Origin of the sequence: Peptoniphilus sp. oral taxon 386 str. F0131 (genome assembly GCF_000090945.1) — a bacterium.
Taxonomy (GTDB): domain Bacteria; phylum Bacillota; class Clostridia; order Tissierellales; family Peptoniphilaceae; genus Anaerosphaera; species Anaerosphaera mikwangii.
The window spans coordinates 522,149-541,643 of the sequence record NZ_GL349422.1; the positions used below are offsets into that span (position 1 = coordinate 522,149).

The 19,495-nt window shown below is 31.4% G+C and carries 21 protein-coding genes and 1 riboswitch; of the genes, 17 read left to right on the forward strand and 4 right to left on the reverse strand.

Features of this window, described 5'->3' with window-relative positions; translation table 11 throughout:
- Nucleotides 1-1,387, forward strand: a 1,387-nt coding sequence (locus tag HMPREF0629_RS07985; protein WP_039856493.1) for an S-layer homology domain-containing protein, incomplete at its 5' end; no start/stop codon positions are given.
- A 286-nt stretch (nucleotides 1,388-1,673) separates the two neighbouring features.
- On the opposite strand, the gene HMPREF0629_RS02480 is transcribed toward HMPREF0629_RS07985, so the two are convergent.
- Genes HMPREF0629_RS02480 through HMPREF0629_RS02490 form a run of 3 tightly spaced genes read right to left on the reverse strand, consistent with a single transcriptional unit; the run spans nucleotide 1,674 to nucleotide 4,326 of the window.
- Nucleotides 1,674-3,038 (reverse strand): MATE family efflux transporter, encoded by a 1,365-nt coding sequence (locus tag HMPREF0629_RS02480; protein ID WP_009221798.1) that lies wholly within the window; start codon nucleotides 3,036-3,038, stop codon nucleotides 1,674-1,676.
- Nucleotides 3,039-3,042: 4 nt separating this feature from the next.
- Nucleotides 3,043-3,501, reverse strand: a complete 459-nt coding sequence (locus tag HMPREF0629_RS08170) for a methylated-DNA--[protein]-cysteine S-methyltransferase (RefSeq protein ID WP_009221799.1) — start codon at nucleotides 3,499-3,501, stop codon at nucleotides 3,043-3,045.
- A 9-nt stretch (nucleotides 3,502-3,510) separates the two neighbouring features.
- Entirely contained in the window at nucleotides 3,511-4,326 is an 816-nt protein-coding gene (locus HMPREF0629_RS02490) for an EFR1 family ferrodoxin (RefSeq protein WP_009221800.1), read from the reverse strand.
- Nucleotides 4,327-4,477: 151 nt separating this feature from the next.
- On the opposite strand from HMPREF0629_RS02490, the gene HMPREF0629_RS02495 reads away from it, so the two are divergent.
- The 12 genes from HMPREF0629_RS02495 (at nucleotide 4,478) to HMPREF0629_RS02545 (ending at nucleotide 16,743) form a co-directional block, all read left to right on the forward strand.
- Nucleotides 4,478-4,882: a DUF1284 domain-containing protein gene (locus HMPREF0629_RS02495; RefSeq protein ID WP_009221801.1), complete on the forward strand. Its 405-nt coding sequence runs from the start codon at nucleotides 4,478-4,480 to the stop codon at nucleotides 4,880-4,882.
- Between the two features lie 157 nt (nucleotides 4,883-5,039).
- Nucleotides 5,040-6,185 carry a cation diffusion facilitator family transporter gene (locus HMPREF0629_RS02500; protein WP_009221802.1) on the forward strand — a complete coding sequence of 382 codons (1,146 nt, stop codon included), beginning with the start codon at nucleotides 5,040-5,042 and terminating at the stop codon, nucleotides 6,183-6,185.
- A gap of 14 nt (nucleotides 6,186-6,199) precedes the next feature.
- Nucleotides 6,200-7,585: a Trk system potassium transporter TrkA gene (gene trkA / locus HMPREF0629_RS02505; RefSeq protein WP_009221803.1), complete on the forward strand. Its 1,386-nt coding sequence runs from the start codon at nucleotides 6,200-6,202 to the stop codon at nucleotides 7,583-7,585.
- Nucleotides 7,563-9,035, forward strand: coding sequence for a TrkH family potassium uptake protein (locus tag HMPREF0629_RS02510; protein ID WP_036729674.1), 1,473 nt, complete (start codon nucleotides 7,563-7,565; stop codon nucleotides 9,033-9,035). Before trkA (HMPREF0629_RS02505) ends, HMPREF0629_RS02510 begins: the two co-directional genes overlap by 23 nt.
- Nucleotides 9,032-10,405 (forward strand): Trk system potassium transporter TrkA, encoded by a 1,374-nt coding sequence (gene trkA / locus HMPREF0629_RS02515; RefSeq protein WP_009221805.1) that lies wholly within the window; start codon nucleotides 9,032-9,034, stop codon nucleotides 10,403-10,405. Before HMPREF0629_RS02510 ends, trkA (HMPREF0629_RS02515) begins: the two co-directional genes overlap by 4 nt.
- A 9-nt stretch (nucleotides 10,406-10,414) precedes the next feature.
- Entirely contained in the window at nucleotides 10,415-11,083 is a 669-nt protein-coding gene (locus HMPREF0629_RS02520; RefSeq protein WP_039856497.1) for a uracil-DNA glycosylase, read from the forward strand.
- Nucleotides 11,084-11,087: 4 nt separating this feature from the next.
- On the forward strand, nucleotides 11,088-11,867 hold the full coding sequence (locus tag HMPREF0629_RS02525; protein WP_009221807.1) for a S9 family peptidase: 780 nt from the start codon (nucleotides 11,088-11,090) through the stop codon (nucleotides 11,865-11,867).
- Between the two features lie 150 nt (nucleotides 11,868-12,017).
- Nucleotides 12,018-12,112, forward strand: a riboswitch (THF riboswitch).
- Nucleotides 12,113-12,179: 67 nt separating this feature from the next.
- Nucleotides 12,180-12,650, forward strand: coding sequence for a hypothetical protein (locus HMPREF0629_RS07990; RefSeq protein ID WP_176686337.1), 471 nt, complete (start codon nucleotides 12,180-12,182; stop codon nucleotides 12,648-12,650).
- Complete coding sequence (locus HMPREF0629_RS02530) at nucleotides 12,568-13,557, forward strand: anion permease (RefSeq protein ID WP_176686338.1); 990 nt, start codon at nucleotides 12,568-12,570, stop codon at nucleotides 13,555-13,557. The genes HMPREF0629_RS07990 and HMPREF0629_RS02530 overlap by 83 nt, the downstream gene beginning before the upstream one ends.
- 14 nt (nucleotides 13,558-13,571) lie before the next feature.
- Nucleotides 13,572-14,588 (forward strand): dihydropteroate synthase, encoded by a 1,017-nt coding sequence (locus HMPREF0629_RS02535; RefSeq protein ID WP_009221809.1) that lies wholly within the window; start codon nucleotides 13,572-13,574, stop codon nucleotides 14,586-14,588.
- Nucleotides 14,589-14,838: 250 nt separating this feature from the next.
- Nucleotides 14,839-16,200: a magnesium transporter gene (gene mgtE, locus HMPREF0629_RS02540; RefSeq protein ID WP_009221810.1), complete on the forward strand. Its 1,362-nt coding sequence runs from the start codon at nucleotides 14,839-14,841 to the stop codon at nucleotides 16,198-16,200.
- 9 nt (nucleotides 16,201-16,209) lie between these two features.
- Nucleotides 16,210-16,743, forward strand: a complete 534-nt coding sequence (locus HMPREF0629_RS02545) for a HutD family protein (RefSeq protein ID WP_009221811.1) — start codon at nucleotides 16,210-16,212, stop codon at nucleotides 16,741-16,743.
- Nucleotides 16,744-16,778: 35 nt separating this feature from the next.
- Here the strand turns inward: HMPREF0629_RS02545 and HMPREF0629_RS02550 are convergent, their stop codons facing one another.
- Nucleotides 16,779-17,450 (reverse strand): DUF1287 domain-containing protein, encoded by a 672-nt coding sequence (locus HMPREF0629_RS02550; protein ID WP_050747983.1) that lies wholly within the window; start codon nucleotides 17,448-17,450, stop codon nucleotides 16,779-16,781.
- Nucleotides 17,451-17,614: 164 nt separating this feature from the next.
- Here HMPREF0629_RS02550 and rpsF point away from each other — a divergent pair, with 164 nt between their 5' ends.
- From rpsF to HMPREF0629_RS02570, 4 genes are all read left to right on the forward strand, one after another.
- Nucleotides 17,615-17,899, forward strand: coding sequence for a 30S ribosomal protein S6 (rpsF, locus tag HMPREF0629_RS02555; RefSeq protein WP_039856499.1), 285 nt, complete (start codon nucleotides 17,615-17,617; stop codon nucleotides 17,897-17,899).
- A gap of 8 nt (nucleotides 17,900-17,907) precedes the next feature.
- Nucleotides 17,908-18,420, forward strand: coding sequence for a single-stranded DNA-binding protein (locus tag HMPREF0629_RS02560; protein ID WP_009221814.1), 513 nt, complete (start codon nucleotides 17,908-17,910; stop codon nucleotides 18,418-18,420).
- Between the two features lie 12 nt (nucleotides 18,421-18,432).
- Complete coding sequence (gene rpsR / locus HMPREF0629_RS02565; RefSeq protein ID WP_009221815.1) at nucleotides 18,433-18,657, forward strand: 30S ribosomal protein S18; 225 nt, start codon at nucleotides 18,433-18,435, stop codon at nucleotides 18,655-18,657.
- Nucleotides 18,658-18,974: 317 nt separating this feature from the next.
- Nucleotides 18,975-19,145, forward strand: a complete 171-nt coding sequence (locus HMPREF0629_RS02570) for a DUF362 domain-containing protein (protein WP_009221816.1) — start codon at nucleotides 18,975-18,977, stop codon at nucleotides 19,143-19,145.
- Nucleotides 19,146-19,495: the final 350 nt, after the last annotated feature.

Here is a 19,495-nt window from a genome sequence, read left to right on the forward strand (position 1 = left end):
CGGAAAAGTAACACTAAAAGCTGCAGATAAAGAAAAGACAGTAGAAGTAACCAACACAAGCGGCGGACAAGGAACAGTAGTAGAAAAGACATTAGAAAAAGTATGGGTAAACGGACCGAAACCAACTGTAACAATAGAGCTTTGGAGAAAGAACAACGTAGAAGGTGCAGACAAAATCGATGAAAAAGTAGATGAATTTATAGTACCTGCAAATGCAAGTGGAAATGATCTAAAGAAGACTTTCACAAACTTGGCAAAACACGATCCGAAGGGAAATGAATTTGAATACTACGCAAAAGAAGAAAACGTACCGGCCAACTATAAAAAATCAATAGAAGGGCTAAAAGTTACAAACACTTATGTATCACCGATAGTACCACCAACAATTTTAAAAGGGGATGTAACTGCAAATAAAATATGGAGAGACTATAAAGCGATACATCCAACAATTTGGTTTAAGTTATATAGGAACATAGTAGGAGGCAATTTAGAAGAAGTACCAAACGCAGAAATAAAAGAACTAAAAGAAGGGACAACAAAAGTAACTTGGACAAAACAGAACTTGGAAGATAAAAAAGGTAACAAGTATATTTTTAGTGTAAAAGAAGTAGATTCAAATGGAAGAGATTATGTACCATACGGCTATGAAAAAAGTGAAGTGGGACTAACAGTAATAAACAGTAAAAAAGAAAAAGACTCTTCAAATGTGATAGTAACACCTGCACCAAAACTGAACAAAAAAGATCACTTCCCATACGTAATGGGATATCCGGACGGAAGTTTTAAACCGGAAGGAAACATAACAAGAGCAGAAATGACAGCCATCTTCTCAAGACTACTAACAGAAAAGATGCACGTAGGAGATAACTATCCATTATCATTTAGTGACGTGGCAAGAAGCAGCTGGTATGCTGAATATATAGGACAATTAACATCAGTAGGAGTAATTGCAGGATATCCGGACGGAACATTCAGACCGGAAAATTCAGTAACCAGAGCAGAATTTGCAACAGTAGCATCAAGGTTTATAACAAGCAAAAAATCAACAGGTGGATTTGCAGACATACTAAATAATCACTGGGCAAAAGAAAGTATTGAAAACGTGAGAGCAGAAGGTTGGATATCAGGATATTCAGATGGAAGCTTTAAACCGGATCAATATATAACCAGAGCGGAAGTAGTATCAATAGTAAACAAGATGCTAGATAGATACGCAGACAAAAATTATGTAGATAGTCATGCAATGGAATTAACAAACTATACAGACTTGTCAAAAAATCATTGGGCATACTATCCAATAATGGAAGCAAGTAATGGGCATGATTATGAAAGACTTTCAAATAATCAAGAAGTTTGGAAAACATCATGGAAGCCTAGAAAATATTAAAATTGAAGAAATCAAAGAAATTTGATAGAAAAACAAAAATCTCAAGATTAAATCTCTTGAGATTTTGTTTTTTAGAATAAGAAATTTATTTATAGAAGTGTTTATTAAAAACTTTTATTATAGAATTTATATTAAGCACCGACTAACTATGTAAGAGATAGTATAATAAACTTGTGAAAATACTAAATACTAATAATGAAATAGAAAATTTTGTAAAGCTTATAAATGAGTTATCACAAAAATAAATAAAAGGTAGAAATAAATTTAGTAGTTATTTCTACCTTTTTTAATTTTCTTTTAAAATTGTCGATTGCCATGATACAAACTGAATAGCTATAAAGAAAACTATTGCAGCTAAGGAATTTGAGAACAAATTTCCCCAAAAGACTGCATTTACACCAAGAGATTTTTTAAATGCCAGTATGAATAAAAATCTAAATAGCCAAATTCTAAGTACTCCCATGAATAGAGGAGCTTTTGTTCTTCCGAGTCCTATATATGTTCCTTGAATTATCATGTAAATTGCAAATGGAAATACGGAGAATGTATAAATATTCAGTGCATGTGTTGCAATTTTCATTATTTCTTGATCCGGATTATTTTTTTGGAACAGTTTTACAAGTTTTGGAGCAGTAGGCCAAAATATCATGACTATGATCACGCCGATTATAAGGGATGCGATTAGTGCTTTATACATTATAGATTTAGCCTTTTTAGATTCGCCAATACCTATATTCATTGAAACCATAGTTGTAACTGTTGTAGAAATTGAACTTGGCACAGTAAATGCCAGTGAATTTATATTACTTGCAATACCGGAAGCATTTAAAACTTTTGCTCCGTATGATTGCACTTCCATATTAATTAGAAAGAATCCGAAAAATACAAATGTTGATGCAAACATTGAAGGTATTCCTATTTTTATTACTTCTCTAATTGCAATATAGTCAAATTTATAGCTTTTTAGATTTAATTTTGTTTCACTTTCTTTGATAAACAAATCATAAAACATCCATATACCTATAATTACATAAGATGATAGTGATGCAAGTGCGGCACCTTTAACTTCGAGTGTTAAAATTTCAAGATATATGAAATTAAATATTATCTTTAAAATTAGCAGTATTATCATTCTAATAAAAGTTGCTTCGGGCTGGCCGGTTGCATTTTTAATTCCGTTAAATATCGCTGCTAAAAATAATAACGGCATTACAAAAGAATAGGTTGCCAAGTAATTATAAATATATGGTGCAACCTGCGGATCTACATTTTTTGAAAGTAAAAATGCTATAAGTATACTGAGCGGTGTAGTTAAAATTCCCATTCCGAAAGAAAAAATCAATATCTGTAACGAAAAATGCTTTACTTTTTTTATTTCCGCCCGTCCGTTATATTGACCTATTATTGCCATAGATGCAACACCAAGTCCTTGAGAAAGCCCCATCAATATATTTATGACAGGTTGAGAGAAACTTACTGCACCTGCAACTAAAACTCCGCCATAATTATTTAAAAAATATCCGTCTATCAAAGGTATAAGAGATTGAACAAAAGCCATCAGAATGGTGGGCATGGATAAAATTAAAAGACTTTTAAAAATATCTCCGTTCAGTATCATATCTCTTCTGTCTGAAACTGTTTTTGACATCATAATATCACTTCTTTAAGTAGCCTTCTATTTCAAGCAATTTTGCTTTGATATCAAGTCCACCTGCAAAGCCTATCAATTTTCCGTTTGCACCTATAACTCGGTGACAAGGGACTACAATCGGAAGTTTATTTTTATTGTTTGCAAGTCCGACTGCTCTGTATGCTTTCGGGTTTTTAATATAAATGGCAATATCCTTATAGCTTCTGACTTCTCCATAAGGAATTTTTAAAAGAGCATTATAAACACTTTTTTCAAAATCAGTTCCGGAGAGTTTAAATTTAAATGTAAAATATTTAAGTTTGCCATCTAAATATTTTGAAATTTCATCAAAGCAATTTTTTATTGTTTCATTTTCTGCATAATTTTCATCGGGCATAGTTTTATTAAAATTTATTTCGGTTATGTACCCGTTGTCCTCATAAATAGTTAGAGGACCGATTTTAGTATTATAGGAATATTTCATACGGATACCCTAAACAAAATATTCAGGCTCAGCACGCCTTTGGTACATATCTTCAAGTTCTCTTGCATGGAACAGGTATCCTTCGTCGTCAAAATATTTTGCCCCTGTAGGACATTTTTTAATACAAGCACAACATTTCATACACTTGCCGGGAATTTCTTCGACATTATCAAAATTTATTGAGCCGAGAGGGCATTCTCTTGCACAAATTTTGCAGTCGATACAAAGGGACATATCGGTTTTAGGTTTTATCTTTACAAAGTTAATTCCATTTCCGTGTCTGTCTCTCGGTGTATAATATGGTCTGTATGGAACTTCGCCTATTATATTAGGCTTTGAAAGATTATTAGATTTAATTTTTTCAGCAACATCTTTTGCAAAGTTATCAACGATTTCAAAATCTTTTTCATCAGGTCTACCCTTAGCTAATATTTTTGAAAAAGAATGTTCAGCTACAAAAGCTCCTCCACCAATTACATTTATACCGCCGTTTTCCATTAAATCTCTAAGCTCAACCAAGCAGTCATCTACATTTCTATTACCGAATAGAGAAATTGCAACTCCCAATGCGCCTTTTCCGTTAATAGTATTTAGATATGGAAGAAGTAAATTTGGAACTCTTCCTGCTATTGTAGGCACACCTGCAATGACGATATCACCATCTTTAAATACAGGCATACTTTCACGCATTTTAGGTGTTGTGAAATTGTAGTCGTAAAAATTATCTATTGAAAGATATTTCCCGAGGCTTCGAGAAAATCTTTTTACAACTTTTTTTGTGGTATTTGTTCCCGTAAAATAAAAAGTACATATTCTATTAATCATAAAAACCCCCCATATGTTTATTATAACAGAAATGGGATATAAAACTCATATTTTTTTAATTGCAGCATAAAATTGATGGGAGTTAAAAAATAAACTTAATAAGCCGGTTGTAAAAAATTTTTCTATGCTTTATCATTAAGAGGGTGATAATATGATTAAACTTAGACCACATCATTTGCTATGTACTCAGAGCTATATGGGAGCAGGATATAGTGACGGTTTTGTAGAAAATATGAATAAGATAGTTGATAATCTTAGAAGTGATAAAGATTTAAAGATAGAGATTGTTTTTGAAAATGATAATATATGCGAAGCATGTCCTCACAATATCGGAGGAGTAAGTTGTGAAAGCGATGATGTAGTTTTGCCGATAGACAATAGAGTTAAAAACATATTAGAATTAGAGAATGGAGAATATTGTTATTCGGATCTTATAAATAAGCTGAATGAGAAGATTACAAAAGATGATTTTATAGGTTTGTGCTGTGAATGTCAGTGGTGGGATGGAATTTGTAAGGATATATTTATGAATAAAATTTTAAAAAAATATAAATAGAAGTTTTTAGACTTCTATTTTTTATGTAATATTCAATTATAAAAGTGAGTAATAATATATTATTGTAAAAGTTTATGATAGATATGGAATAAATCTTTATGATATTTGATTAAGAGTATTTTCTATTGTATAATTACAACTATGTGGAGAGGTTAAAATGTTAGTACAAAAAATATTAAAAGCCGGAAATTATGGAACAAAAAATGAAAGCAGATTAAAAATATCGGTAATGACTTCTATAGCCGGAATGCTTGCAAATGTATTTTTGTGTATTGTAAAAGTTATTTTGTTTTTGTTCACAAATTCACTTTCAATACTTGCAGATGCAATAAATAATTTAACTGATTGTATTTCATCTGTATCTACAATTATAGGAGCGAAGCTTTCAACTATGCCCGGAGACGAAAAGCATCCATATGGACATGGAAGAATTGAATATATAAGCGGACTTGTAGTTGCGATTTTTGTCTTTGTAACAGGGGTTGAATTTATAAGAATTTCAATAGGAAGAATTATTCATCCGAAGCATATAGAATATTCAACCGCTACTGTATTTTTAATGATATTGTCAATTGCGGTAAAATTATATATGGTAGTATTTTATGATGAGATTTCAAAGAAAATAAATTCACTTCCGGCTAAAGCGCAATCCAAAGATTCTATGGGAGATGTAATTATAACCGGTGTTGTAGTAATTTCGATATTTGTTCATAAAATGACAGGTTGGCTTGTAGACGGATATGTAGGAGTATTAATAAGTCTTTTTGTGATTTATTCAGGATATGAGCTTATAAGAGATACACTTAGTGAAATAATAGGAGAAGCTCCAAGAAATGTAGTAAAAAAAATTAAGGATAGTGTAAAAAAATATGATGAAGTATTGGGAGTTCATGATATTATAGTTGTAAACTTTGGACCGCAAAAGACGTATATAACACTTGATGTTGAGCTTAGATATGATATGTCTCTTGTAAGGGCACATAGTATTATAGATAGGATAGAAAGAGAACTTGAAGCAGAATTTAATTGTATAATAAGTATTCATGTCGATCCGGTTGGAATGTATTCTGAAGATGAGGAAAAATTTGCAAGGGTGCTAAAAGACATTGTTAAAAAAAATCCTACAGTATGGTCATTTCACGATTTATACTATGAGAACGGCGTACTTAGGGTAGATATAGTTGTTGATGGAAATAAAGTCCACAATGACATGGAATGTGATGAATTAAAATTGTATATACAATCTGAGTTTGAAAAGATTTTAAAATGCAATTATGAAATAAATATAGATAGATATTTTTAATTAGGGGAAAAATTATGAAAGTTTTAATAGCAGGTGCCGGCAAACTCGGTTTTAGATTAGCATCGGCACTTATTTCTGAAAAATGTGATGTAACAATGCTCGATAGTAATGAAAAGGTAATTGAAAACATAAACAATTCATTAGATGTACTTACGGTAAACGCAAATGCGCTTGATTTTGAGATATTAGAAGAACTTGATATGCAAAGCTATGATTTACTTCTTGCCACAACAACAAGTGACGAAGCGAATGTACTTATAAGTACAATTTCAAAAAAACTTGGAATAAAAAAGGTTATAGCAAGAGTTAGAAATCCTGAGTATCATAATCAAATTAAGTTTATAATGACAGAACTTGGAATAGATGAAATAATAAATCCTGATTATGCAACAGCAGTCAGCATTGAAAAGTATCTTTTGAAAAAATATCTTTTGATGAGTGATGATTTTGCAGATGGACGTGTTAAACTTGTCGATTTTCATATAGGGGCAGATGAAAATTTTGTAGGAAGAAGACTGATGGATTTAAAGGGGTTCGACGGGCTTTTGATAACTGCAATAACTCGAAATGGGAATACTATTATTCCTAACGGTGCAACTGTTTTAAAAGAAGGAGATGTTATTTTAATAGCAGGAGCAAGTCAAGATATAGAAGATTTTGACAGAAAACACTCGGGAATTAATAAGCATAAATCTGTAAAGAGAGTTATGATTTTAGGAGGAGGAAAGCTTGGATTATATCTTGGAATTCTTTTAAATGATGCGGGAATAGAAACCACTATTATTGAGATAGATAAGAACAGATGCATAAAACTGAAAGAAATGTTGCCGAATGCAATTATAATAAACGGAGATGGGACAGATTATAACTTGCTTGAAGAAGAGGTTGTAGAATCATATGATGCTTTTGTTGCAACAACGGGGTTTGATGAAACAAATTTACTTATGGCGCTTACTGTAAAACAGGTAGGAGTTTACAAATCTGTAGCCAAAATTTCAAGGCCGAATTATAATAAGATAATCGGAAAATTAGGAGTAGATGCCGCTTTTAATACATCATTTATAACTGCAAGTGAGATATTAAAAATAATAAGGGGAGAAGGTTCATTAAGTGTGAGTTTAATGCTTGACGGTGAAACTGAATTTACTGAAATAAGATTGGGAGAAGACCTTGATATACTTAATGTTCCTATAAAAGATTTAAAGTTGCCTAATGGAGTTTTAATAACTACAATAGTTAGAAAAAATGATGTAATAATTCCAAATGGTAACAGTATATTGCTTCCGGAAGACAGAATAATAGTTTTCTTTATGCATGATCAAATAGATAAGGTGAAGGGATTTTTTTATCCCAAGCATAGAAGAGGTGGATTAATAAGTGAACTTCGCAATTATATTTAAGGTACTGAGCTTGCTTTTGCGTATAGAAACAGTATTTATGTTGCCACCTTTAATTTTGAGTTTTTATATCAAAGATGGTGCTACATCTGCATTTTTATGTACAATAGGAATAATTTTAATAACTGCGTTTATAATGGAAAAAACACCTTCATCAAGTGGAAGAATATCACCGAAAGATGGTCTGTTTATAGTTTCTATAGGTTGGATTTTTGCATCTATATTTGGAGCATTACCATTATATATTTCAAAATCATTACCTACATATATAGATTGTCTTTTTGAAATAGTTTCAGGTTTTACAACGACAGGGGCGAGTGTAATAGAAGATGTGGAAGTAATAGCTCCTTCAGTTGTGCTTTGGAGAAGTATTACACACTGGATTGGAGGTATGGGAATACTTGTATTTACAATAAGCTTGCTTCCAAAACTTGGCGTTGGCGGGTTTCAGATTTTTAAGGCTGAATCTCCGGGGCCTGTTGCGGGAAAGATCGAGCCAAAGGTGAGTCAAACGGCAAAAAGATTATATTCAATATATATGATTATAACAATTGTGTTGTTTATACTATTATTGATTGGGGGAATGACTCCGTTTGATGCAATAATCCATACACTTGGAGTTGTAGGTACAGGAGGTTTTTCATCGAAGACTGCATCGGTAGCACATTATAACAGCTGGGGATATTACATTCCCATAGTAATGAGTATGTTTATGGTATTTTGCGGTACAAATTTCTCATTATATTATTTATTATATAAGAAAAAAATAAAGAGTATTTTTCAAGATGAAGAATTTAGAATATTTTATGGAATAATAATTTTTTCAATAATAATTGTCGGATTTAATTTGTATTGTAATAATTATGGAACACTTGGAAGATCTATGATAGATTCATTATTTCAAGTTACGTCAATTTCATCCACTTCGGGATTTGCAACAGCAGACTATGATATGTGGCCAAGTTTTTCAAAATATATATTACTTGTGTTATACTTCATCGGATCGTCAGCAGGTTCTACTGCAGGAGGGATGAAAGTTGTAAGAATTGTAGTAATGTTTAAGCTTGTAAAAAGAGAAATTCAAAAGGTATTACACCCAAAGGCGGTAATTCCGATTAAACTGAACAATAAAATTTTAAATGATGAAATTGTCATGGGAATAATGTCTTTTTTAGGAGCATATATAATAATATTTATAACAGCAAGTGCAATAGTTGCATTAAGTGGAGTTGATATTTTGACATCAATATCTTCCGTGGTAACTATGTTATCAAATGTAGGACCGGGATTTTCCGCTGTGGGACCTACAAAGAATTTCTTTTTCTTTGGAGTAGGATACAAGATGTTATTCTGTATGCTTATGTTACTTGGAAGACTTGAAATATTTACGATGCTTGCCCTTTTGAGTTCAAATTCAATAGGCAATAGATATGTTAAAGGAAGTACAAAATGAAAATATTGATTGTAGGAGCAGGAAGAGTAGGACAGAAAATTATAAAATCACTTGTTGATGAAAATTATGAATTAACAATTATAGACAATGACAATAAAGCGCTATCTGAAATTGAAAAATCACCTCATATAAAAACATTACTTGGTGATGGGCTCAATCGTGAACTTATTATGACGCTTAACATTTCGGAGTATGAATTTATAGTTGCCGCTACAAATTCCGATAAGACAAATATTTTAGTAAGCACTCTTGCTAAGACACTTGGAGCAAAATATACAATAGCAAGAATTAATCAGGCTGATTCAGTAGAGCAGCTTTTATATTTGAGAGATTCACTTGGTATAGATTATATTGTAAATCCTGCACGTGAGACAGTTAAAGAAATTGAAACAATATTAAAAAGTGATATAAACTATCAGGCGGACAGTTTCGGGCGTGGAAAAATTGAAGTTGTAGGTCATAATGTAAAACTTGATAAATCATTTGAAGGATTGAAAATAAAAGATATAGGAAGTCTTTCAACAATACTTGTAGTTGCAATAGAACGAAAAAATAATCTCATAATTCCGAATGGAGATACAATTATAGAATCGGGAGACTATTTATATTTAATGGGTCTTACAAAAGATATAAGCAACTTTAAAATGAAGCATTTTCAAATTTACAATAAGAAAAGAAAGAGAGTTGTTATTGTAGGCGGCGGAGGAATATCTGAGCAACTTGCTTCATCATTACAGGATCATGACATTACGATAATTGAAAAAGATAGAAAAAAAGCAGATGAGCTTAGAAGAAAAATGTCCAATGTTTTTATAATAAACAAAGATTTTTCCGGAGCAGAATTTTTTGATGAGAGTCAAATTGAGCAGTGTGATGTATTTATTACATTGACGGAGAATGATGAATTGAATATAGTTCTTGGTATGATGGCATTAAAGCTCTCTATAAATCAGGTTATGGTAAAAGCAACATCATTAAACTATTCTAAACTGCTTGACGGGTTGGATTTTACGGCAGTATTAAATCCGCTTACAATTACAAGCAATAAAATAAGCAAGAAACTCAGATTTGATAGAGGAATTTCAATTTACCTTGCATTTAACGGAGAAGCTGAAGTATCTGAGATAAAGCTTTCAGATAACAGTCCTGTGATAGGAAAGAGTCTTATGGAATTAGAAATCCCTAAAGGAGTATTAATTGGAGGAATAATAAGAAAAGACAATACTGCAGTGGTACCGCGTGGCAAGACTGTATTTGAAAAGGGAGATACTATTGTAGCTTTCTATAAAAATGAGAATAAGAAGGGACTTGAAAAATTTATAAATCCCGGATTAAATAGAGGATTTTTAAGTGATTTATGGTATAGTTGAGGTATGTATATGAAAGATATATTCAAAAATGATTGGCAAGGTCTTTTGGCAGAAGAATTTAAAAAACCATATTATTTAAATCTAAGAGAGCTTTTGATAAATGAATATAAGAATTATGAAATTTTTCCGCCTGCAAATGAAATATTTAATGCTTTTAAATATACGCCTTATAGTGATGTGAAAGTATTGATATTAGGGCAAGATCCATATCATAATGTAGGACAGGCGCAGGGACTTTGTTTTTCTGTAAAAGAGGGAGTAAAACTTCCACCGTCATTACAAAATATATATAAGGAATTAAATTCCGATTTAGGCATAGAAATTCCTACAACAGGCTCTTTGATAAACTGGGCTAAGCAAGGAATAATGCTTTTAAATACCACCTTGACAGTAAGAGCACACAGTCCTATGAGCCATGCTAAAATTGGTTGGGAAATTTTTACAGATAGAGTAATTGAGCTTATAGATGAGAAACAAGAGCCGGTTGTGTTTATACTTTGGGGAAATCATGCAAAATCAAAAAAAACTCTCATAAAAAATGAAAGACATCTTGTAATAACGGGGGCACATCCGAGTCCTCTGTCTGCAAACAGGGGATTTTTTGGCTCAAAGCCATTTTCAAGGGCGAATGAGTTTTTAAGACAAAATGGAATTGTTCCGCCAAGTTGGGAGGTATAGAACTATGGAATATTTAGTATCAAATTTTACAACTGTTAAAAAAATATATATTGATAAAGTTCCGGCATATGTAATAACTCCAAAGACAGACGAAAAAAAATACAAGACTATAATTTTCTATCATGGATGGAGCAGTTGTGCTAAAAATCAAATTTTTAGAGCGTCAATATTTGCAAATTATGGTTATCAGGTAATACTTCCTGAGGCACAGTATCATGGAGAAAGAGGAAGCCTTGACTATGATGATTTAGATATTACAAAAAGATATCTATTGGAAGTTATAATGCATAATATTGAAGAATTTCCAAGCATATTTGAATATGTTGTTAAAGAATTAAATGCAGATAAAAAAAATATAATAGTTGCCGGACATTCCATGGGAGCTATGACGGCAGGAGGTTTATTTACATTTAAAAAGAGTCTAAAGGCAGGGCTTATATTCAATGGATGTATGGATTGGAAGGTTCTTGTTAATGAACTTATTAAGGATGAAGATGAAATAAGCTATGAGAGAATGAGAATAAACGATTTTATGCTTCAAATGAATCCTATGATACATTTGGAGGATATAAAAGACAGGGCTCTACTTTTGTTTAATGGAGAAAATGATGATGTGGTAAATCCGATTCCACAGGAAAATTTTTACAAAAAAGCAGTTTGTGAGTATGAGAATAAGGAGATAATATGTTTTGAAAAATTTGAAAAAACATATCATCAACTTACAACTCAGATGATTGAGGAAGCAATAATTTTTTTAAAAGAGAAGGTTGAAGTCATTGACTGATATGGTCAATGACTTTTTTATAAATAATATAAATTGACAAGCGACTATAATAAGGTGTATTATTAGACGTGGATAAAAAGAAGACATAAAAAGATATCTGATAATGTTATAAATGAGATATGATGTTATGAGATGACATTAATTTAAAACAACAGAGTAGGAGAAACTACGTTAAGTGTTCGTGGATGGGATGTTGTCACGAAACGAAATGACAGTTCATGCGATAGTTCTCCGCTTCCGCTGGTTATAGCCTAAAAATTATGCGGGAGCACTGTTTCAGTGTTTTTTTTATTTAATTTTAGGAGGTGTTTTATGAAAAAAGTAAAATTTTATCGCTTGCTTGCAATACTTGCGGCAACAATTTTGATAGGGATATTAAATCCCTTTGATATGGAAATTTTTCAAAGAATATTACTTTCAGCATTGATATTTACGGTAGCGACTTGGGCAACAGAGGCTATGAATAAAAGTATAGCTTGCATAATTTTGCTTACCGCATTTATTTTCTTTGGAAAAACTAAAGCGGTAGATGTAATAAATTTTGCATGGTCACCTACATTGTTTTTAATAGTGACATCAACATTATTATCGGTTGGTATAATGAAGACGGGAATTATACATAAACACTTTGAAAAGCTGTTTAGAAAAAGCTCATCAAGTATGTTTAAAATTTTATTACTTCCATATATTTGGAATAGTCTTGGTATTTTTAATTCCTCAAGCATTCGCAAGGGTAATTATTATCGGAGCTATTTACAACAGCTTGTTAAAAGAATCAAGTGAAGATGAAAAAAAAGCAAAGCAGGCATTGATATTTAACGGATTTATTGGAATAACGATGACATATATGTTATTTAGCAGTGGAGATATAGTATTAAATCAGGCTGCAATTAATTTTTCGGGAGATGAAGTAAAAGCCGTACTTACCTTTGGCAAATGGTTTGAAATGATGGCATTACCATCGATTATCTCATCAGTTATAGTTTTATTTTTGACATATATAATATTTAAAAAAGAACTTAGTAATTTTAATGAGAACATGATTGAAAAATCTAATTTTGAAAATAATGAGCTTTCCAAATCAAAACAACAGCTTGGAATAGGAATAATGCTTGTTGTAATTGCATTTTGGATGACAGAATCAATGCATCACATAGCTCCGTGGATAGTTGCTCTTCTTGCAGTAATAATTATGTTTGCGGCAAAAATATTATCTAAAGAAGATTTAAAGTCTGTAAATCCGCATTTCTTACTTTTTTTAGTAACAGTGTTCAGTATAGGAAAAGTATTTGGACAGGCAGGAGTTACAAATGCGATATTTGGTAAGCTTGAGACTTTAATTCCAAGTGTAAATACATCAGAGTATTTAATAGTAATAGCTATAGTTGCAATGGTGCTTCACATCTGTATAGGCTCGTCAGTTGCTACAATGTCGGTTGTGTTGCCTATACTTATACCGTTAGCACAAAGTTCGGGATATAGACCGGAAATAATAACACTTATGATATATATTATTGTAAATGTGCATTTCTTATTACCGTTTCATCATGCAACAGTAATGATAGGAGCTGGAAAGGGATACTATCCTGACAAGTATATGTTTAGATTCGGAAGTGTGATGACAGTAGTAAGTTTAATACTTCTTGCATTATTTTACTTCCCGTGGTGGAGAATATTAGGAGTTTTATAAGATAAGAGGTAAAAATGGAAAGAGTATTTAGATATAAAAATGTAGAATTATCAAGTGGAAATTCCACAATACTATGTGCGATAGTAAATGTAACACCGGACTCATTTTCAGACGGCGGACTTTGGTATGGAAAAGACCTTGCAGTTAATAGAGCCTTGGAGCTTATAAAAGACGGTGCTAAGATGATAGACATCGGAGGAGAGTCAACAAGACCTGGCAGTACTCCCGTAAGTGTCAACGATGAAATAGAAAGAATAGTTCCTGTAATAAAAGAACTTAAAAAAATTACAGACATTCCGATTTCAGTAGACACATGGAAAGTGGAAGTTGCAAAAGCTGCAATTGATGCAGGGGCAGATATAATAAATGATATAACAGGATTTTTAGGCGATCCTGAAATGGCAAAAGTGGTAGGCAATTCTAAAGTCGGAGCTATTGTAATGTTTAATCCGATAATTGCAAGACCTAATCATCCGGGTTCGAAGATATTCCCTTCATTTGGCGGAGAAGGAATATTCAGTGAAAAAGAACTTCTTGAAATGGAAACAGTGCAAATAGAAGAAGTAATGAAACTATACTTTGAGAAGTCGCTTCAACGAGCAAAAGAATGTGGAATTGAAAAAGAGAGAATTATGCTTGATCCGGGTATAGGATTCGGACTTACTAAGAGAGAAAATCTATGTCTTATAAAAAATATAGAGTTAATTCATAAAATGGGATATTTTGCCTTTTTAGGCGTATCAAGAAAGAGATTTATATGCAACATAATTCAAGATGCGGGATTTGAGATTGATCCTGAAACGGAAGATGGAAGACAAAATAGAGATTTATCATCTGCAAACCTAACTGCAATAGCATCGTTTTTAGGAACAGAAGTGGTTAGAGTACACATGATAAAGAGCCATCTTATGGCATCTGAAATAGGAGATTCTATAAGACTTGCAGAAAAAATGGAAGATATTAATTTTAAATCTTATTCAAAAAAAATAGAAAAAGAACCTATTAAGGTTTTTTTTATATGTAAAAGATAAGAAGTATTGAAAAATATATATTAAATTATCAAGGTTGAGCATACAAATAATACAAAAGGATATGGAAAAATTAACAAAAATAAATTCATTGTTATTTTGACGACTGTAATGTTAAGATGAAAAAAAGTATAGCTTAGTAAAAAAAGTTTTAGCTTTAAATAATTTGAATGTAGGAAAACATAAAATTTATTTTGAAGCAGCATTTTAAAATGTATACCTTTTGTGATAAGATATCATAAGAGGTGATTTTGTGGACTATCAAGAATATAAAGAGTATGAAGATTATTTTAGAAAGCTTATAGAAGAAAAGCAGCTAAAGGAATTAAAGAGTTGTATTACGGAGCTTAACGTTGTTGATATAGCTGAGATAATTGAAGACTTGGACGATAAAGATATGCTCTTGATATTTCGTATGCTACCTAAGGAAATCAGCGCAGAAGTATTTTCACATATGGAAAGATATAATCAGGTAAGAATTGTAAACTCAATTACAGAACCTGAACTTAATTCAATTGTAGATGAGCTTTACTTTGACGATATGATTGACCTTCTTGAGGAGGTACCGGCAAATGTTGTTACTAAGGTACTTGCAAATGCTCCTGTAAATGAGAGGAAATTAATAAATGAGTTTTTGCGTTATCCGGAGGATTCAGCAGGCTCTATTATGACAATAGAGTATGTTGTTTTTAAACCTGATATGAGTGTAAGGGATGCAATGAGCCATATAAAAGAGATTGGCATGGATAAGGAAACTATTTATACCTGTTATGTTGAAAATGAATATAAGATGCTGATCGGATTTGTATCGCTTAGAACTCTTGTAATATCTGATGAAGATAAAAAAATTAGTGATATAATGATTGATGATGTTGTATGTGTAAATACACTTGATGACAGAGAAGATGTTGCCGATAAGTTTAAAAAGTATGGATTTATTGCTCTACCTGTAGTTGATGGTGAATATAGGCTTTGTGGAATTATAACATTTGATGATATAATGGATGTTGTAGAAGAAGAAGCTACAGAGGACTTTCACAGAATGGCTGCCATCAATCCGTCTGAACATGCGTATCTTGATCAGTCTACTTGGGAACTTGCAAAAAATAGAATTCCATGGCTACTGGTACTTATGATTTCTGCTACATTGACTTCAGGAATTATCGAAAATTATAATTATATTATTGCACAGTTTTTAATTCTTACCGCTTTTATACCTATGATTACAGATACAGGAGGAAATTCCGGTTCGCAGTCTTCGACAGTAATAATAAGAGCACTTGCTACAGGAGAGATAAATTTGTCGGATGCTTTTAAGGTAGTTTTTAAGGAAATAAGAGTTGCGCTTATTTGTGGCGGAATCTTAAGCTTTGTAAATTTTATGAGGATGATTTTTGTTTCTAAAGTAGAGTTTGGAATTTCACTTTTAGTTTCGCTCACTATGCTTGTAACAGTTGTACTGTCAAAATTTTTGGGAGCGGCACTTCCGATGCTTGCTAAGAAGATAAACATTGACCCTGCAATTATGGCGTCTGCTGTTATTACTACTATAATTGACTCTGTTGTACTTATAATTTATTTTAATTTGGCAGTTAGATTATTACCTATTATTTAGAGGTGTTTTATGAAAAAAATATTAAAAGAAGAATTTAAAACTACGAATTGGTCGGGAGGAACTACTTCACAATTGTTTATAAGTCCGGAAGATGCCGATGTATCAAAAAAAGATTTTGATTTTAGAATATCATCTGCAACTTGTGATTTAGATGAGAGTATATTTACTCCATATAATGATTATATGCGATATATAACTCCGCTTGATGGAAATTTAAAGCTTATAAATAATGGTGCGGATATAAATATTGAACCTTATGAAATTTATTATTTTGATGGATCAGACAGTGTAGCCGGATATAGTAAAGTTAGAGATTTTAACCTTATTATAAAAAAAGGTATTGATGGAAAAATGTATAGTATAGATGTGAAAAATGAAGTCGAAATAGTGGGCACATCTGAAGTTACAATAGTTTTCAACTATGATGGAAATTTATTTGCTGAGGGAGATAAATTCAGTGCGTTTAGTGCAATTTCTTTAGATAATGGTGAAAAAGTAAATGTTAGCGGAAGCGGAAGAATTTTAATTTGTGAAGTAAAATAGAATCGTAAAAAATGGACATTTCCCATGTCCATTTTTTAGTTATAAGGTTTTAAAATTTCAGGATTTATTTTGCTTGAATCAAACCTATAATGTCCCGAAATTTTTCCAAAGTCTAAATTATCATTTTCTCTTTCGCTTTGGCCTGCATTGTGAATTAGATAAGCTCTGCCGTCCTTATTTTTGATATCTGAAACGATACCTATATGTTGCGGTTTGTCAAGATATGTTATTATGTCCCCAGGATTAAATGCATCGTAATCATTTATGTTGGTTGTTAAAGATACGGCATATTTTTTAAAAAATTTATCCAAGTTGGGTACTCTTCTAAAATCAATATTGGGATCGGGTTTTTCTATGTGATAGTATGATTTATCTCTTGATATATCGGCATCTATCATATCTTTTAAATTATACCCGGCTTCTTTAAATGCTCTCCATACAAGGTCTGTACATACTCCCTTATTATCAGGTGGATATCCGCCGTCTACATAAGAACCGTCATATTCCGGATGGTTTACGGCATCTTTTTTTGCTCCAATCAAAATATCACTATAATCATCTATTCCATTTTTATTATAGTCAATTGTACTTTTGATATAATTTTTTTCTAAAATTTTTTGCTGTGCTGTTTCATTGTTGTATGTATTTGGATTTTTATTGCATGCTACTGTAATTGCAAGTATAAAAATTATAAGAAGTCTTTTCATAAATATCTCCTTTTTGTTATATAACACAATAAATTATATCAGAAAATTTCTAAAAAGTAATTTTTAGTTGACGTATTTTGAGGTTTAATATATAATATTTTAGATTCATATTGAATCCTTGCTCATGTTTAAATGAGCCGATAGTCCACAGGGAGGTGAATAAAATGAACAAATATGAAGCAATAGTTATGTTCTACCCAGATGTAGAGGAAGAAAGAAGAGTTTCAAGCTTTGAAAGACTTAAGGGTATTATTGAAGAAAATGGAACTATTTCTAACGTTGATGAATGGGGAATGAGAAAGTTAGCTTATGAAATTGAATACTATAAGGAAGCTTATTACTATCTTGTAGAATTTGAAGCAGTACCTGAAACTGTAAAAGAATTTGACAGAGTTTCAAAAATTCTTGACTCAGTTATGAGACACATGGTTGTCAGACTTGATAAGTAGGTGATTAAATGAATATTGTATGTTTAACAGGAAGACTTACAAGAGATCCGGAACTTAGATATACTCCAAATGGAGCGGCGGTAGTTAGATTTACTTTGGCGGTTGATAGAAGACTTTCTAAAGAAAAACGCATTGAGGCGGAATCAAATAATCAGCAAACAGCTGATTTTGTAAGTTGTATTGCATGGAATAAAACAGCGGAATTAATTGCTAACTATTTACAAAAAGGCAGAAGAATTGGGGTACAAGGACGTATTCAAACAGGAAGCTATGAGAGAGATGGTCATACAGTTTATACTACTGATGTAATGGTAGATACTATGGAATTTTTAGATACTGCTCAACAGGGACAACAAATGCAAAGACCGGCGTTTAATCAATCACCGGCTTCAAATAATCAACCTGTAAATTCAGCTTATTCTAATAATTTCAACAAGCCTTCTAATAATTTTGGTTCAGTTAGTGAATCGGATGATGTAGATGGATTTTTTCCTATAGACAATGATGACATCCCATTTTAAGGAGGGTAGAATATGCAAAGAAGATTTAGACCAAGAAAAAAGGTTGATCCATTTGAAAAGGATAAGACTAAAAAAATCGATTATAAAGATATAGCGTTATTAAGAAATTATATAAGCGAAAGAGGAAAGATTCTTCCAAGAAGAATTACAGGACTTAGTGCTAAGCACCAAAGAGCAATAACTACTGCTATTAAACGTGCAAGACAAGTTGCTTTACTTCCATATAGCGCAGAGTAATTTAAAGTTTTGAGGATTAGATTATTTCTAATCCTTTTTTATTGGAAATTAAAAAAATATATAAATTATAAAAAATATATATACATTTTTAAGATAGTTATATTGATAGTAGTATGACCTAATTTGTTCAAACATAGAAAATACAAGGAATTTAGGGTTTAAAAAAATTAATGATATATAATATCAAAATTATAAAAAACTACAATAAAAATTTGAAAAAATTATTTGAATATGATAATATATAGTTAATAATTAAGAGATTGTAATTAATTGGGATATAAGATTTCTTAATGGTATAAAATTTAGGGGGTGCTATTATGGCATATCAAATTAACGATAGTTGTATAGCTTGTGGAGCATGCAAGCCTGAATGTCCGGTTGATTGTATTTCTGAAGGAGATATCTATTCAATAAATGCGGATCAATGTATTGATTGTGGTTCTTGTGCAGCAGTTTGCCCAACAGGAGCACCAAATCCGGAAGATTAATTAGATAAAAAATGAAGCTTTAAGCTTCATTTTTTTGTTTATAAGCGTGATTTATTTTATATATTTAATAAATAATTATGAAATCTGAAAAAAATTATTTAATGATATAGATGATGAAAATTGCAATATTATAATTTAGATAAATATGAAATTTTTGTTGAAGTGTTTGTATTATAAGAATAGTTGACAATGTTAATCGTGTAAATACTGTTAAAATTTTATATATTTGAATTATTTTTACAAGGTGATAGTTATAGTGATTGCTTATTCTGTGAGTAGTCACTATTTTTAGATAAAATTTAATAATGTTAAAAAATTAATAAAGCATTTAATACTTTAAAGAAATAAAA